15 protein-coding genes are annotated in these 13772 nt (G+C 72.2%); 6 read left to right on the forward strand and 9 right to left on the reverse strand.

Features of this window, described 5'->3' with window-relative positions:
* Positions 1–113 precede the first annotated feature (113 nt).
* Together ACZ7JA_RS22925 and rfbC are read left to right on the forward strand one after the other, a co-directional pair.
* Positions 114–2051: a glycosyltransferase family 2 protein gene (locus tag ACZ7JA_RS22925; protein WP_470810091.1), complete on the forward strand. Its 1938-nt coding sequence runs from the start codon at positions 114–116 to the stop codon at positions 2049–2051.
* 4 nt (positions 2052–2055) lie between these two features.
* On the forward strand, positions 2056–2661 hold the full coding sequence (gene rfbC, locus ACZ7JA_RS22930; RefSeq protein ID WP_351672620.1) for a dTDP-4-dehydrorhamnose 3,5-epimerase: 606 nt from the start codon (positions 2056–2058) through the stop codon (positions 2659–2661).
* On the opposite strand, the gene ACZ7JA_RS22935 is transcribed toward rfbC, so the two are convergent.
* From ACZ7JA_RS22935 to ACZ7JA_RS22955, 5 genes are all read right to left on the reverse strand, one after another.
* The gene (locus ACZ7JA_RS22935) at positions 2651–3454 is read right to left on the reverse strand and encodes a class I SAM-dependent methyltransferase (protein WP_470810093.1); all 804 of its coding nucleotides are present in this window, start codon (positions 3452–3454) and stop codon (positions 2651–2653) included. The genes rfbC and ACZ7JA_RS22935 overlap by 11 nt on opposite strands.
* A complete protein-coding gene (rfbD, locus tag ACZ7JA_RS22940; protein WP_389454224.1) occupies positions 3451–4317 on the reverse strand; it encodes a dTDP-4-dehydrorhamnose reductase in 867 nt (288 codons plus the stop codon). The genes ACZ7JA_RS22935 and rfbD overlap by 4 nt, the downstream gene beginning before the upstream one ends.
* Positions 4314–5285, reverse strand: coding sequence for a dTDP-glucose 4,6-dehydratase (gene rfbB / locus ACZ7JA_RS22945; protein WP_470810532.1), 972 nt, complete (start codon positions 5283–5285; stop codon positions 4314–4316). The genes rfbD and rfbB overlap by 4 nt, the downstream gene beginning before the upstream one ends.
* Positions 5286–5390: 105 nt before the next feature.
* On the reverse strand, positions 5391–5567 hold the full coding sequence (locus tag ACZ7JA_RS22950; RefSeq protein ID WP_351672615.1) for a hypothetical protein: 177 nt from the start codon (positions 5565–5567) through the stop codon (positions 5391–5393).
* A 147-nt stretch (positions 5568–5714) separates the two neighbouring features.
* A complete protein-coding gene (locus ACZ7JA_RS22955; RefSeq protein WP_351672613.1) occupies positions 5715–5903 on the reverse strand; it encodes a hypothetical protein in 189 nt (62 codons plus the stop codon).
* Positions 5904–6010: 107 nt separating this feature from the next.
* Between ACZ7JA_RS22955 and ACZ7JA_RS22960 the strand changes: the two genes are divergently transcribed.
* Positions 6011–7228, forward strand: a complete 1218-nt coding sequence (locus ACZ7JA_RS22960) for a PP2C family protein-serine/threonine phosphatase (protein ID WP_470810096.1) — start codon at positions 6011–6013, stop codon at positions 7226–7228.
* A 113-nt stretch (positions 7229–7341) separates the two neighbouring features.
* On the opposite strand, the gene ACZ7JA_RS22965 is transcribed toward ACZ7JA_RS22960, so the two are convergent.
* Positions 7342–7911 (reverse strand): TetR/AcrR family transcriptional regulator, encoded by a 570-nt coding sequence (locus tag ACZ7JA_RS22965; RefSeq protein WP_470810098.1) that lies wholly within the window; start codon positions 7909–7911, stop codon positions 7342–7344.
* A 273-nt stretch (positions 7912–8184) separates the two neighbouring features.
* On the opposite strand from ACZ7JA_RS22965, the gene ACZ7JA_RS22970 reads away from it, so the two are divergent.
* Positions 8185–9345: an alkane 1-monooxygenase gene (locus ACZ7JA_RS22970; protein ID WP_351672607.1), complete on the forward strand. Its 1161-nt coding sequence runs from the start codon at positions 8185–8187 to the stop codon at positions 9343–9345.
* Between the two features lie 85 nt (positions 9346–9430).
* Here the strand turns inward: ACZ7JA_RS22970 and ACZ7JA_RS22975 are convergent, their stop codons facing one another.
* Positions 9431–9799: a DUF6479 family protein gene (locus ACZ7JA_RS22975; protein WP_403676757.1), complete on the reverse strand. Its 369-nt coding sequence runs from the start codon at positions 9797–9799 to the stop codon at positions 9431–9433.
* Positions 9800–9944: 145 nt separating this feature from the next.
* Between ACZ7JA_RS22975 and ctaD the strand changes: the two genes are divergently transcribed.
* On the forward strand, positions 9945–11627 hold the full coding sequence (gene ctaD / locus ACZ7JA_RS22980) for an aa3-type cytochrome oxidase subunit I (RefSeq protein ID WP_470810102.1): 1683 nt from the start codon (positions 9945–9947) through the stop codon (positions 11625–11627).
* A complete protein-coding gene (gene ctaF / locus ACZ7JA_RS22985; RefSeq protein ID WP_351672604.1) occupies positions 11624–12007 on the forward strand; it encodes an aa3-type cytochrome oxidase subunit IV in 384 nt (127 codons plus the stop codon). The genes ctaD and ctaF overlap by 4 nt, the downstream gene beginning before the upstream one ends.
* Here the strand turns inward: ctaF and qcrB are convergent.
* Both qcrB and ACZ7JA_RS22995 read right to left on the reverse strand, forming a co-directional pair.
* On the reverse strand, positions 11943–13448 hold the full coding sequence (gene qcrB, locus ACZ7JA_RS22990) for a cytochrome bc1 complex cytochrome b subunit (RefSeq protein ID WP_351672602.1): 1506 nt from the start codon (positions 13446–13448) through the stop codon (positions 11943–11945). The two genes, ctaF and qcrB, sit on opposite strands and share 65 nt — an antisense overlap.
* Entirely contained in the window at positions 13445–13717 is a 273-nt protein-coding gene (locus ACZ7JA_RS22995) for a hypothetical protein (protein ID WP_470810105.1), read from the reverse strand. The genes qcrB and ACZ7JA_RS22995 overlap by 4 nt, the downstream gene beginning before the upstream one ends.
* Between the last annotated feature and the right edge of the window lie 55 nt (positions 13718–13772).

Consider the following 13772-nt stretch of genomic DNA (forward strand, 5'->3'; position numbering starts at 1 on the left):
CACGGTGCCTTGTGCGGGCTTGACTTCGCCCGTACAAGGCAGCGGGTTAACATTCGGCCACGCGCCGTGCCACTCAGGCAACGGAAGGCGAACCAAGGGGGCTTGGAAACCGGATGCCGGTCAAGGTCAGCGTCGTCGTACCCGTCTACAACCCCGGGCCGTACATCGAGGACTGCGTGGCCTCGCTGCTGCGCCAGTCGCTGCCTCCCGACGAGTTCGAGGTCGTATTCGTCGACGACGGCTCCACCGACGCCACCCCGGCCAGACTGGACGCGCTCGCCGCCGAGCACCCGCACTTCCAGGTCGTCCACCAGGAGAACTCCGGCTGGTCCGGCAAGCCCCGCAACGTCGGGATCGACGCCTCGCGCGGCGAGTTCGTGATGTTCGTCGACAACGACGACCACCTCGGCGACGAGGCCCTGGAGCGGATGTACGAGTACGGCGTGGCCAACAAGGCCGACGTCGTCGTCGGCAAGATGGCCGGCAAGGGCCGCCCGGTGCCGGTGGAGCTGTTCCGCCGCAACCACCCGCACGCCACGGTCGCCAACGCCCCGCTGATCGACAGCCTCACCCCGCACAAGATGCTCCGGCGCTCCTTCCTGGAGCGCACCGGGCTGCGCTTCCCGGAAGGCCGGCGGCGCCTGGAGGACCACGTCTTCGTCACCGAGGCCTACCTGCGCGCGGACAACGTCTCCGTGCTCAGCGACTACGTCTGCTACTACCACGTCAAACGCGACGACGCCGCCAACGCCGGTTTCCAGAGCTTCGATCCGGTCGGCTACTTCCAGAACCTCCGCGAGGCCCTGGACGTCGTCGAGCGATACACCGAGCCGGGCGCGCTGCGCGACCGGCTGCTGCGCCGCTGGCTGCGGGTGGAGATCGTCGACCGGATGAGCGGGCGCCGGCTGCTGGCGATGCCGGACGACTACCGGCGGGAGGTGTTCCGGGAGACCCACGCGGTGGTCAAGGAGCGCTTCGGCCCCGGTGTCGCCCCCGGGATGCGGCTGGGCCAGCGGATCGTCGCCGCGCTGATCCGGGACGACCGCTACGACGACCTGGTCGCCTACGCCGAGTGGGAGGCGGGCGTCCGGCCCCGGGCCGTACCGGCCGGCGTCGAGTGGCGGGACGGGAGGCTGCGGGTGGGCTTCACCGCCGAGTACACCGACGCCGACGGCCCGCTCGCCGTCAGCGCCGACGGGACCCGGCCCCCGTCGGACGACGCGCCGGCCGACCTGGCCGAGGCCGTGTCCCGGCTGACCGCGGCCGCCGCGGACGGCTTCGGCAGGGCGACCGCCGATCTGATCCTGCGCGACCGGGAGACCGGCGCCTCCTACTTCCAGCCGGTGGAGACCGTTCGGGAGCGCGTCCCGGCCGCCGACGGCCGGACCCGGCTGGTGCTGCGCGGCACGGCCACCGTCGACCCCGCGACGGCGGCGGGCGGCGAACCGCCGGCCGGCGGGCTGTGGGGCGCCCATGTCCGCCTCACGCTGGGCGGCTGGACCAAGGAGTGCCGGCTGGGGCCGGCGCCCGCGCAGGGCGGCGCGCTGCCGCCCGCCGGGCTGGTCGGCGGCCGGATGGTGCTGCCGTACTGGACGAAGGGGTACGCGAACCTCTCCCTGGACGTGGACCGGGCGGTGAAGTCCCTCGGGCTGCACCGGCTCACCCCGGCCGACGCGGCGCTGTCCGACAGCGAGGTGCTCTCCCTGGTGCTGCCGCTGTACGTCCCCGACAGCACCCCGATCACCCTCCGGCTGACCCACACCGCCTCCGGCCGCACCCTCGACGCGGAGGCCGTGCTGACCCCCGCCGACGGCGCCCACGGCCTGCTCGCGGCCCCGGTGCCGGTGCGCGAACTGCGGGGCGCCGCCTGGCGCGCGGCGCTCTGCCTGCCCGGCGGCCGGGTTCTGACGCTGCCGCTGCTGCTGAAGGCGGGCCGCGAGGACGTGCGGGTGGTGCGGGTGACTCCGCGCGGGCTGCTGCGGCGGCTGTTCGGCAGGGCCCGGCGCGTGCTGGGCGCGGTGCTGGGACCGACGACTACACGAAAGGCCTGAAGCGGTGCGGCAGTTGGAGATAGCGGACGCGTGGGTGCTGGAGCCGAAGGCGTTCCCGGACGACCGGGGCAGCTTCCACGAGTGGTACCGGGGCGCGGAGTTCCGCGAGGCCACCGGCTACGACCTTGGCCTCGCCCAGGCCAACTGCTCGGTGTCGCGGCGGGGCGTGCTGCGCGGCGTCCACTTCGCGGACGTGCCGCCCGGCCAGGCCAAGTACGTCACCTGCGTGCGCGGCGCCGTACTCGACGTGGTGGTGGACATCCGGGTCGGCTCCCCCACCTTCGGGCGGTGGGAGGCGGTACGGCTGGACGACGACAACCGGCACGCGGTCTTCCTGGCCGAGGGCCTCGGGCACGCCTTCATGGCGCTGACCGACGACGCCACCGTGGTGTACCTGTGCTCGGAGGGGTACGCGCCGGGGCGGGAGCACGGCGTGCACCCGCTCGATCCCGGTCTGGGCATCGCCTGGCCCGAGGGCGTCGAGCCGGTGCTGTCGCCCAAGGACGCCGAGGCGCCCACCCTGGCCGAGGCGGAGCGGTCCGGGCTGCTGCCCTCCTACGCGGACTGCTCCGCCCACTACGCGCGACTGCGCGGCCGGTTCAGCGGGTGACGGAGTAGGGCTCCAGCGCGCGCCGCAGCGGTTCCCAGCCGCGGGCCCGCTTGGTGCCCCGGTCGCGCGCCGCGGCCAGCGGCTTCCAGAAGCCGGCGCCGAGGAAGTCCTCGGGTTTGACGGCCGTGGTGCGCTCCAGCACCGATTCGGGGACCTTCTGCGGGTCGGGGACCTCGAACTCCGCGACGATCTCGTCGTACCGGTCCTTGAGCACGGTGTTCGACGGGTCGGCGCCGAAGACCACGAGCTGGCCGGTGGGCGCGGTGTCGACCAGTACCGTGACCAGGTCGGGACGGTGGCGGTTCAGGATCTCGACGAGCTTGTACACGTCGCCGGTCCAGGCGTCGGTGTGCCGGTCGCGGGCGGCCTCGTCGACGTTGCGCGGCAGCATGTCGTCGAAGACGATGACGCTCGCCCAGTCTGCGTGCTTCTCGATGTTGATGAAGTCCCGCAGCGCGTACTCGAAGAGGTGCATGCCGTCGATGAACGACAGGTCCAGCGTGGTGCGCCGCCAGTAGCCGAAGGGGCTGCGGTTGCGGGCCAGGTTGCGCAGCGGATGGCGGCCGCCCCTGAGGTGCGCGAGGGGGTTGTCGCGGGCGAAGAAGTCGTCGCTGGTCGCCTTGGCGAGGTGCACGTCGCAGCGGATCTCCGTGACCACCTTGAACGCGGGGTCGACGGCGATGCTGGGCACCCGGGACAGCGTCAGGCTGCGGCCGTCGTTGACGCCGATCTCCAGGTAGTTGCGGTTCGCGGTGACCTTGTGGAGCTCCCGCAGGAACTCGTGCCGTTTCACTGGGACATCTCCTTGCGGATGTGAGGCAGGGCTTCGTACAGGGCGGACCGCCAGTCCCTCGGCGGTTCCAGGCCGGTCTCCCGCCACCGCGCGTGCCCGAGGACGCTGTAGGCGGGCCGGGGCGCGGGGCGGGGGAAGGACCGGCTGTCGGTGGGGCGCACCCGCTCCGGGTCGGCCCCGGCCAGCCGGAACACCTCGCGGGCCAGCTCGAACCAGGTGGCCTCGCCGGAGTTGGTGGCGTGCAGGACGCCGCGGGCGTCCCCGGCGCCGAGGTCCGCCACGAGGGCGGCCACGTCGGCGCTCCAGGTCGGCTGCCCGCGCTGGTCGTCGACGACGTCGAGGGTGTCGCGGCGGGCCTCGAGTTCGAGCATGGTGCGCACGAAGTTGCGGCCGTGGGCGCCGTACAGCCAGGCGGTGCGCAACACGACGGCGCCGCCCTGGTGTTCGGCGAGCACCGCGCGCTCCCCGGCGAGTTTGGTGCGGCCGTAGGCGGTGCGCGGCGCCGGGGTGTGGTCCTCGGGGTAGGGGGTGTCGCGGGCCTCGCCTGAGAAGACGTAGTCGGTGGAGACGTGGACCAGCCGGGCGCCGTGGGCGGCGCAGGCGCGGGCGAGCAGCCGGGGTCCCTCGCCGTTGACGCGCAGCGCGCGTGCCTCGTCGGTCTCGGCGTCGTCCACGGCCGTGTAGGCGGCGCAGTTGACGACGACGTCCGGACGGTGGTCGTCGAACGCCTGCCGTACGGAGCCGGGTTCGGCGATGTCGAGAGCCGTACGGTCCAGACCGGTGACGTCCTCGCCGCGTTCGCGCAGTTCCCGGACGGTGTCCTGGCCGAGCATGCCGCTCGCGCCGGTGACCAGCCACCTCATCGGACGCTCCGCCGCTTGAGCGGCTCCCACCACGAGCGGTTGTCCCGGTACCAGGCGACCGTGGCGGCGAGGCCGTTGGTGAAGTCGTGGCGCGGGCGGTAGCCGAGTTCGTCGCGGGCCTTGCTCCAGTCGACCGAGTAGCGCAGGTCGTGGCCCTTGCGGTCGGTGACCTGCCGCACCCGGTCCCAGCCGGCGCCGCAGGCCTCGAGGAGGAGGCCGGTCAGCTCCTTGTTGCTCAGCTCCGTGCCGCCGCCGATGTTGTAGACCTCGCCGGGCCGGCCCTTGGTGCGCACCAGCTCGATGCCGTGGCAGTGGTCCTCGACGTGCAGCCAGTCGCGGACGTTGCGCCCGTCGCCGTAGAGCGGGACGGTCAGGCCGTCGAGGAGGTTGGTGACGAAGAGCGGGATCACCTTCTCCGGGAACTGGCGCGGGCCGTAGTTGTTGGAGCAGCGGGTGATCCGGACGTCGAGGCCGTGGGTGCGGTGCTGGGCGAGGGCCAGCAGGTCGGAGGAGGCCTTGGAGGCGGAGTACGGGGAGTTGGGCGCGAGGGGGTGGTCCTCGGGCCAGGAGCCGGACTCGATGGAGCCGTACACCTCGTCGGTGGAGACGTGCACGAAGGTGCCGACGCCGTGCCGCAGCGCCGCGTCCAGCAGGGTCTGGGTGCCCACCACGTTGGTCCGGACGAACTCGCCGGCCCCGTCGATCGACCGGTCGACGTGGGACTCGGCGGCGAAGTGCACCACCTGGTCGGCGTCGGCCATCAGCTTGTCGACGAGGGCGGCGTCGCATATGTCGCCGTGCACGAAGTCGAGGCGGGGATGCCCGCTCGGCAGATTGGCGCGGGTGCCGGCGTAGGTCAGCCTGTCCAGCACGGTGACGCTCGGCGCTCCGGGCGAGTCGTCGGCGAGGAGGCCGCGGACGTAGTGGGAGCCGATGAACCCGGCGGCGCCGGTGACGAGGAGGTTCATATTGGCCATACCCTAACGGCGGACGGCCCGGTCCGGACCCTTGTTCGCCTTATTGGGCAGGCTCGCGGATCGCCGCCGCGGCGCCGCTCCCCGTCGCGGTGTTCCTCAGTCCTCGCCCCGCACTATGGTGGCGTCCCGCTCCGTGTCGCCCTGCCGCGGAGCGGTGCGGTCGACGACGGCCGGCAGACAGGTGCGGACGCCCTTGCCCCGCCCGCGGCGGGCCTTGGACCAGCCGGTCTCGGCATAGGGGAGGGTGGGCCTGTCACTGATGTGCGCGGTCACGGTGTCTCATCTTCTCTCTTCTGCCCTGCCGCCGGGCCGGCCGGTGGACCGGCTGCCGGCGGCTGCGGTGTGTCGGCCCGGGTCCCCGCGCCCCGGACGCCCAAACGCGTGGGCAGTGGCAGGGGCGACTCTCCGTACTCGTGGCGCTCAAGCCGTCGGCGGGCGCGCGGCCGGACGCCCGTACCGGCCGCTCGCGGACATGGTGCCCACCTCGACCTGCTCGACCAGGCACCCGATCCGGTACCGGCCGACCAGCGGCCCCATGGCCGCCCTGGGTCCGAAGACGGTCCGCCCGGCCGGGCGGCGCACCGCGGGCGGGCACCCGTTCGTGATCATCCCTGAGCGGTCCGCGGCGACCCGAGGCCTGCTCGTGCGCGCTTTCGGCCGTGGTGGCTGGAATGCTGGAGCCGGAAGCCATGCCGCGGCGGCGAAGGGGTGAGCCCATGGAGGCGGAGCGCATGGTGCGGTCGCTGGGCGGGATGCTGGCCGAGGGCCACCTGGCCGGCTTCGATCAGCTCCCTGGCCTCATCGCCAGGCACGCCGCCCTGGCGGGCCTGTCCGACGCCCGCGTCTACCTGGCCGACCTGCGCGAGCAGGTTCTGCGGGAGGTGACCGGCAGCGGTCTGGACGGCACGCACGGCGGCGAGGAGTTCCCGGTGGAGGGCACGCTGCCGGGCTGGGTCTTCGCCTACAACGAGCCGCGCGCAGAGGGCGAGGTGGGCCGCTGGTGGGTACCGATCCTGGACGGAACCGCGCGGCTTGGCGTCCTGCGCGCCGACCTGGGCGGCGGTGCGGGACTTGAGGAGCTGCAGACGGTGGCGTCGCTGGTGGGTCTGCTGGTGGTCAGCAAGCGGCCCAGCAGCGATGCCGCCGCCCGCCTGGCCCGAACCCGGACGATGAACGTGGCCGCGGAGCTGCAGTGGAATCTGATGCCGCCGCGTTCCTTCGCCAACCGGGACGTGGTGATCGCCGCCGCGATGGAACCCGCTTACGAGATCGGTGGGGATGCCTTCGACTACGCCGTCGCCGGGGACCAGGTGCATCTGGCCGTCTTCGACGCCATGGGCCACGACAGCCACGCCGGGCTGACCGCGAACCTGGCCGTGGCTGCCTGCCGCAACCAGCGCCGCCAGGGAGCCGGCCTGGTCACCACCGGCGAGCGGGTCGAACGGGTGCTGCTGGACCACTTCGGACACGACACGTACGTCACGGCGATCCTGGCGGACCTCAACGCTCGCACCGGGCTGCTCACCTGGATCAGTCGCGGACACCACCCGCCGGTTCTCATCCGTGCCGGCCGCTGGACCGCCTCACTGCCCTGTAAGCCCGCCCATCCCCTGGGCACCGACCTCGGTATCACCGCCACGCTCTGCCACGAGCAGCTCGAACCCGGCGATCGCGTCCTCCTCTACACCGACGGCGTCATCGAGGCCCGCGACGCGACGGGCCGCGAGTTCGGTCTGGAGGCCTTCACCGACTTCGTCATCCGCCACCACGCCGACGGCCTCTCGGTACCCGAAACCCTGCGCCGCCTCATGCGCGCCGTCCTGGACCACCACAGCGACCGGCTCCGCGACGACGCCACGGTCGTCTGCCTCGAATGGCACGGACCCAGCCGCAACACCCAACTCCGGCCCACTCAGGGACCGGACACCGGCTGACCTCCCCGACAGCAGCACCGCCGCTGCCGGCCCGGACCGCACGCGGGGCCTTCGTCCCGGCGCGACGCGCGGACGGCGCCGCAGCCCGCGGCAGCGGTGATCCATGCCGGCCGTCATCGTGCGGCGACCGGTGGGATGCCGAGCACGGCGCAGGCCGCGCGTGCCACGCGGGCCGGTGCGGTGTCCGGGTCGGGGGACGGCAGCAGCATGTGGCTGATGCTCAGGCGCACCAGGAGGTCGGCGGCCTCGTGGTGCCGGTGCTCTTCCAGGTGGGGCAGGACGTCGCCCAGCCACGCGGACACCAGGGTGCGGGCGCTGGTGAGCACGGGGTCGGGGCGGCTGGTGAGGAAGGGCAGCAGGGCGTCGGTTCCGCCGCGGGCGGCGGCCAGCACCGCCTTGATGAACGGGTTGCGTTCGGCTTCGGCCAGGGCGTGGCCGACTCCGGCCTGCAGGGCGAGGCCCACGTGCGTGCGGTTCCGGTCCAGCACGCCGGCCAGGCCGGTGAGGAACAGCTCGGCCTCCCGACGCACCAGGGCGTGGCCTATGCCGGCGCGGTTGCCGAACTCCGCGTAGATGGAAGGGCGGGAGACCTCGGCCCGCACAGCGAGGTCGGCGACCCGTACACGGTCCCATCCGCTGTCGGAGGCCAGGGCCCACGCTTCGTCGAGGACGCGCTGACGCATGTGCTTGCGCCAGGCGAGACGGGGCGGATCCGGCGGCCGCCCGGATCCCGCCCCCTGCTCGGGGAGGGGCTGTTCCTGAGGCCCTGGTCCGCCCGTTTGCGGCACCCGCATGATCACTCCTCGCAAGCTGACCGGCCGTCAGAATATTGACACAGCGCCGCCTTTGTCAGCCGATCGGCCGACTGCCAGTCTGAGCCTCCCCCCCCATGGCGTGCTTCCGCCTCCCCTGGGCGGGGGAGGCGGAAGCACGCACCCGACCGAGGAGCTGACGCTATGAGCCGCGATGCCGACGACGTGCGCTGGCGCGACCCCAAGCGCCTGTGGTGGCCCCTGGCGCTCGCCGTCCCGACCCTGCCCTGGCAGGCCGGCGTCCTTGTGCACGTCACCGGCGTCGCCGCGTTGTGGTGGTGGGGGCCGTTCTTCGCCTTCGTCCTCGTCCCACTGCTCGATCTGATCACCGGCACCGACGGGGCCAACCCTCCCGAGACGGCGGTCGAGCGCCTCGAGCAGGACCGCTACTACCGGTGGTGCACCTATCTGTATCTGCCGCTGCAGTTCGCGGCCCTCGTCTGGGCCTGCCGGCAGTGGGCCGGAGGCGCTCTCGGCGTGACCGGCTCGTTCGGGCTGGCGGCCACCACCGGCGTGGTCGCCGGGGTGGCGATCAACACCGCCCACGAACTGGGCCACAAGAAGGAGCAGGTGGAGCGAAGGCTCAGCCGTCTGGCCCTGGCCCAGAGCTGCTACGGCCACTTCTACGTCGAGCACAACCACGGCCACCACGTGCGTGTGGCGACACCGGAGGATCCCGCCAGCTCCCGCCGCGGGGAGGGCTTCTGGCTCTTCCTGCCCCGCACCGTCACGGGCAGTGCGCGATCGGCATGGCTTCTGGAGCGGCGCCGGCTCCAACGGCGTGGACGACCCACCTGGAGCCGGCACAACGACGTCCTGACCGCCTGGGCGTTGTCCGTCGCCCTCTTCAGCGCGCTGGGCGCGGTCTTCGGACCCGTGGTCCTGCCCTGGCTGCTGCTGCAGGCGGTCCTCGGTGTGGGCCTGCTGGAGTCGGTGAACTACCTGGAGCACTACGGCCTGCTGCGTCAACGGCGGTCGGACGGCCGTTATGAACGGGTCACCCCCCGGCACAGCTGGAACAGTGACAACACGGTCAGCAACCTGTTCCTCTTCCAGCTCCAGCGGCACTCCGACCACCACGCGAACCCGCTGCGCCGCTACCAGACGCTGCGGCACTTCGACGAAGCGCCGCAGCTTCCCGCCGGCTACGCGGCCATGATCGTCCTCGCCTGGGTCCCACCGCTGTGGCGCAGGGTCATGGACCCGAGGCTGCTCGCCCACTACGGCGGCGACACCGCGTTGACCAACACCAGGACACCCACCGGGCGGCGCCCGGCGCCGTCCACTTCTCCGGCCCGTCGGTAACGGTGTTCGGTTCGCCCACAAGGGTGAACCGAACCCGAGTTCATGTATGTACGGGAAGCCGCGGCGTCACGGCCACGGTCGCGGCTCAGGTCTGGCCGCCGCCACCGCCGCCGAAGGAACCGCTGGAACCGGGCGACCAGCGCGGACGCCGCTGGTCCTCGGCGCGCCGGGAGCCGGCGTTGCCGAGCTGGTGGGGGGTGAGCCGCTCGTCGCCGTCCTCGGCGCGGGGCACCTCGTGCGCCTCGCGCATCTCGCTCGTCTCACGGACCGGACCGGTCGGCGGCAGCTTGGGCTGCTCCTCGGGCCGGGGCGGAGCCGATTCGCGCCGGCGCACCGAGACGCCCAGCCGGAAGGCCCACAGCAGCCCGGCGACGAGCGCGACGCCGACCACGAGGACGAGGACGTAGCCGAACACCTGGGTGCCCGAGGCTGCTTCGTACGTGGCAGTGTTCATGGCCTGCGGGTACCCGGGAGTGCGCGCCGGATGCCTGACCGGGGGTGCTTCAGCCGAACGGCGCAGGGGGCGGCGGATCCGACCGTGGGCGTGCGGGGCGTGGCGCGGGCGGGCCCACGGGGCCCCCGGAGTAGCGTCGCCCGTGATGACCGAAACACCGGAGATGTCGGAGATCGCGGAGATCACCGCACGGTACTCCTCCCCCGCTCCCCGGCCCGGCCGGGTCCTGCTGCGCTGGCTGTCGACGACCGATCACAAGGTGATCGGCCGGCTCTACATGGTCACGGCCTTCTGCTTCTTCCTGCTCGCGGGGCTGCTCGCGCTGGGCATGCGCACGGAGCTGGCGCGGCCGGGGCTGCAGGTGCTGAGCGCGCAGGGCTACAACGAGTTCGTGACCATCCACGGCACGATCATGATGCTGCTGTTCGCCACCCCCATGTTCGCCGGGTTCACCAACGCGGTCATGCCGCTGCAGATCGGCGCGCCCGACGTGGCCTTCCCCCGGCTCAACGCGCTGTCGTACTGGATGTACCTCTTCGGCGGCCTGATGGTGGTCTCCGGTTTCCTGGTGCCGGGCGGCGCCGCCTCCTTCGGCTGGTTCGCCTACGCACCTCTCAACAGCGCGTACTACTCCCCCGGCGCCGGCGGCGACCTGTGGGTGATGGGGCTGGTCGTCACCGGTGTCTCCACCACGCTCGGCGCGGTCAACTTCATCGCCACCATCATGTGCCTGCGCGCCCCCGGCATGACCATGTTCCGGATGCCGATCTTCACCTGGAACGTGCTGTTCACCTCGATCCTGGTGCTGCCCGCGTTCCCCGTGCTGACCGCCGCCCTGCTCGCCCTGGAGGCCGACCGCAAGTTCGGCGCGCGCGTCTTCGACGCGGCCGACGGCGGCGCGCTGCTGTGGCAGCACCTGTTCTGGTTCTTCGGGCATCCCGAGGTCTACATCGTCGCGCTGCCCTTCTTCGGCATCGTCTCCGAGATCCTGCCGGTGTTCTCCCGCAAGCCCCTGTTCGGCTATCTGCCGCTGATCGGCGCGACCATCGCCATCACCATGCTCTCGGCCGTCGTCTGGGCGCACCACATGTTCGCCACCGGCGCGGTGCTGCTGCCGTTCTTCTCCGTCATGTCGTTCCTGATCGCCGTCCCCACCGGCATCAAGTTCTTCGCCTGGATCGGCACCATGCGGTACGGCTCGCTGTCGTTCGAGACCCCGATGCTGTGGTCCTGCGGTTTCCTGGTGTCGTTCCTCCTCGGCGGGCTCAGCGGGGTGCTGATCGCCTCACCCCCGCTGGACTTCCACCTCACGGACTCCTATTTCATCGTCGCCCACCTGCACTACGTGCTGTTCGGCACGGTGGTGTTCGCCATGTTCGCCGGGTTCTACTTCTGGTGGCCCAAGTTCACCGGCCGGATGCTGGACGAGCGTCTCGGCAAGCTGCACTTCTGGCTGCTCTTCCCGGGCTTCCAGCTCACCTTCCTGGTCCAGCACTGGCTCGGCGAGCAGGGCATGCCCCGCCGCTACGCGGACTACCTCCCCGGCGACGGCTTCACCCTGCTGAACAGCATCTCCACCGCCGGCGCGTTCCTGCTCGCGGTCTCGACCCTGCCGTTCCTCTACAACGTCTGGCGCACATGGGCCAAGGGCGAGCGCGTGGACATCGACGACCCCTGGGGGTGGGGCCGGGCCCTGGAGTGGGCGACGTCCTGCCCGCCGCCCCGGCACAACTTCGTGGCGCTGCCCCGGGTCCGGTCCGAGTCGCCGGCCTTCGACCTGCACCATCCGGAGGTCGTGCGCGAGGCCCAGGAGGAAGGGAAACGATGAAGACCGAGGCGATGCTGTTCGGCGGGGTGGCGGTGTTCTTCGGCGGGGTCGCCGCCCTGTACGGGGTGTGGTCGCGCGAGCCGGCGGGCACGGCCGCGCTGTTGGTGGCGTGCGGCATGGCGGCGCTGGTGTCGTTCTTCTGCCTGGTGCAGTACCGGCGCAAGGGCAGGCGGGCGCAGGACCTCGGGGACGCCGAGGTGGCCGACGGCGCCGGGCCGGTGGCGTTCTTCCCGGACGAGAGCCCGTGGCCGGTCGTCACCGCGCTGGGCTTCGCGGTGACGGCGACCGGCGTCGTCTACGGGCTGTGGCTGTTCCTCATCGGCTGCGGCGTTCTGGCCCGCGGGGTCTTCGGGATGGTGTTCCAGTACGCGCGCCGGTGATCTCCCGGCGCGGCGCTCCGGGCCGGAACGACTCCACGGGTTCGTGGCCGGTCTCGTAGCCGCCGGTGACGTTCTGCCGGATGTCGCCGGTGGGCACGCCCTCGGCGAGGCGCTCCCGCTCGGCCGCCGTCAGGGCGCGGCACAGCCACCGGGTCAGCAGGAAGGCTAGGACGGGCGCCGCGACGAGGGCGACGCGGTACACGTAGGTCAGCGCGTTGACGGAGACGCGGAACGTCTGGGCGCTGACGTCGTTGGCGCCCTCCAGCAGCAGCACGGCGTAGAACACGGTGGCCGCGACGCCCAGTCCGGTGCGCACGGGACGCTCGCGCGGCCGGTCGCACAGATGCCGCTCCTGGCGCCACTCCCCCGTCAGGCGCTGCTCGGCGAACGGGTAGGCGTAGAGCACGGCGAACACCAGCGCGGGCAGGACCACGGCGGGCAGCAGCACGTTCCACATGACGGTGTGGCCCGCGAAGTTCGTCTCCCAGGCCGGCATCAGCCGCAGGGCGCCCTCCAGGAAGCCGACGTACCAGTCGGGCTGGGAGCCGGTGGAGGCCTGGTCGGGGCGGAACGGGCCGTACACCCACACCGGGTTGATCTGGGCGACGGCCGACAGCGCCGCGAGCACGCCGGCGACCGTCAGGGACAGGCCGATGGAGGAGGCGCTGAACTGCGGGACGAGCGGTTTGCCGTGGACGTTGCGGTTGGTGCGGCCGGGGCCGCGCCACTGGGTGTGCTTGAGGCGGAACACGAGGATCAGGTGCACCGAGACGAGGGCGACGAGCGCGCCCGGGATCAGCAGGATGTGCACCGGGTAGAGGCGGGTGATGATGTCGTGGCCGGGCACCTGGCCGCCGAAGGCGAAGAAGGCCAGGTACGTCCCGACCACCGGGATCGAGGTCATGATGCCCTGGGCGATCCGCAGTCCCGTGCCGGACAGCAGGTCGTCGGGGAGCGAGTAGCCGGCGAAGCCCTCCGCGAGGGCCAGCGCGAACAGGGTGACCCCGATGACCCAGTTCAGCTCGCGGGGCCGGCGGAAGGCGCCGGTGAAGAAGATCCGCAGCATGTGCGCGCCGATCGCTGCGATGAACAGGAGCGCGGCCCAGTGGTGCATCTGCCGGATCAGCAGTCCGCCGCGGACGTCGAAGCTGATGCGCAGGGTGGAGTCGAAGGCGGACGACATGAGCACCCCCTGCAGCGGCACGTAGGAGCCCTGGTAGACGACCTCCCGCATCTCCGGCTGGAAGAAGAACGTCAGCCACACCCCGGTCAGGATCAGCACCAGCAGGCTGTAGAGGGCGAGTTCGCCGAGCAGGAAGGACCAGTGCTCGGGGAACGCCTTGCGCAGCAGCGAGCCGCCCTCCAGCACCGGGAGGCGGGCGTCGGCGGCGTCGGTGAGGCGTTCGGCGGCGCGGGCGGCCGCGCGGGGACCACCTCTCACGAGTCCTGCGGTGCGGCCGCCCGCGCCACCTCCGCCTCGACGTCGGCCCGTGGTCTGCCGGTCTCCTTCGCGTACTCGCTCACCGCGGTCTGCACCTCACGGGCCAGGTCCCGCCAGGCGCGCAGGGCCGTCTCGTAGGTGCCGGACTGGACGCCCGTCATCTGCTGCCCGGCGGGCGGCCCGTAGGCGTTCCGGAGCTCATCGACCATGCGCTGTGCCGCCTCGGCGGCGCGCTGCTTCGCCACCAGTTCCTCGAAGGTGTGTGCCACCCCACCGACCTTAGGCACGGTCGGCGCGCGGCGCCCGTTGACCTGCCGTGCGCGG

It is taken from the genome of Streptomyces sp. NPDC038135 (genome assembly GCF_055601245.1).

What these genes read in the sequence shown, in the direction of transcription:
- ACZ7JA_RS22925 (WP_470810091.1), top strand. Translation starts at nt 114, where the DNA reads ATGCCGGTCAAGGTCAGCGTCGTCGTACCCGTCTACAACCCCGGGCCG.
- rfbD (WP_389454224.1), bottom strand. Translation starts at nt 4,317, where the DNA reads ATGAGGTGGCTGGTCACCGGCGCGAGCGGCATGCTCGGCCAGGACACC.
- rfbB (WP_470810532.1), bottom strand. Translation starts at nt 5,285, where the DNA reads ATGAACCTCCTCGTCACCGGCGCCGCCGGGTTCATCGGCTCCCACTAC.
- ACZ7JA_RS22955 (WP_351672613.1), bottom strand. Translation starts at nt 5,903, where the DNA reads ATGATCACGAACGGGTGCCCGCCCGCGGTGCGCCGCCCGGCCGGGCGG.
- ACZ7JA_RS22960 (WP_470810096.1), top strand. Translation starts at nt 6,011, where the DNA reads ATGGAGGCGGAGCGCATGGTGCGGTCGCTGGGCGGGATGCTGGCCGAG.
- ACZ7JA_RS22965 (WP_470810098.1), bottom strand. Translation starts at nt 7,911, where the DNA reads ATGCGTCAGCGCGTCCTCGACGAAGCGTGGGCCCTGGCCTCCGACAGC.
- ACZ7JA_RS22970 (WP_351672607.1), top strand. Translation starts at nt 8,185, where the DNA reads ATGAGCCGCGATGCCGACGACGTGCGCTGGCGCGACCCCAAGCGCCTG.
- ACZ7JA_RS22975 (WP_403676757.1), bottom strand. Translation starts at nt 9,799, where the DNA reads ATGAACACTGCCACGTACGAAGCAGCCTCGGGCACCCAGGTGTTCGGC.
- ctaD (WP_470810102.1), top strand. Translation starts at nt 9,945, where the DNA reads ATGACCGAAACACCGGAGATGTCGGAGATCGCGGAGATCACCGCACGG.
- ctaF (WP_351672604.1), top strand. Translation starts at nt 11,624, where the DNA reads ATGAAGACCGAGGCGATGCTGTTCGGCGGGGTGGCGGTGTTCTTCGGC.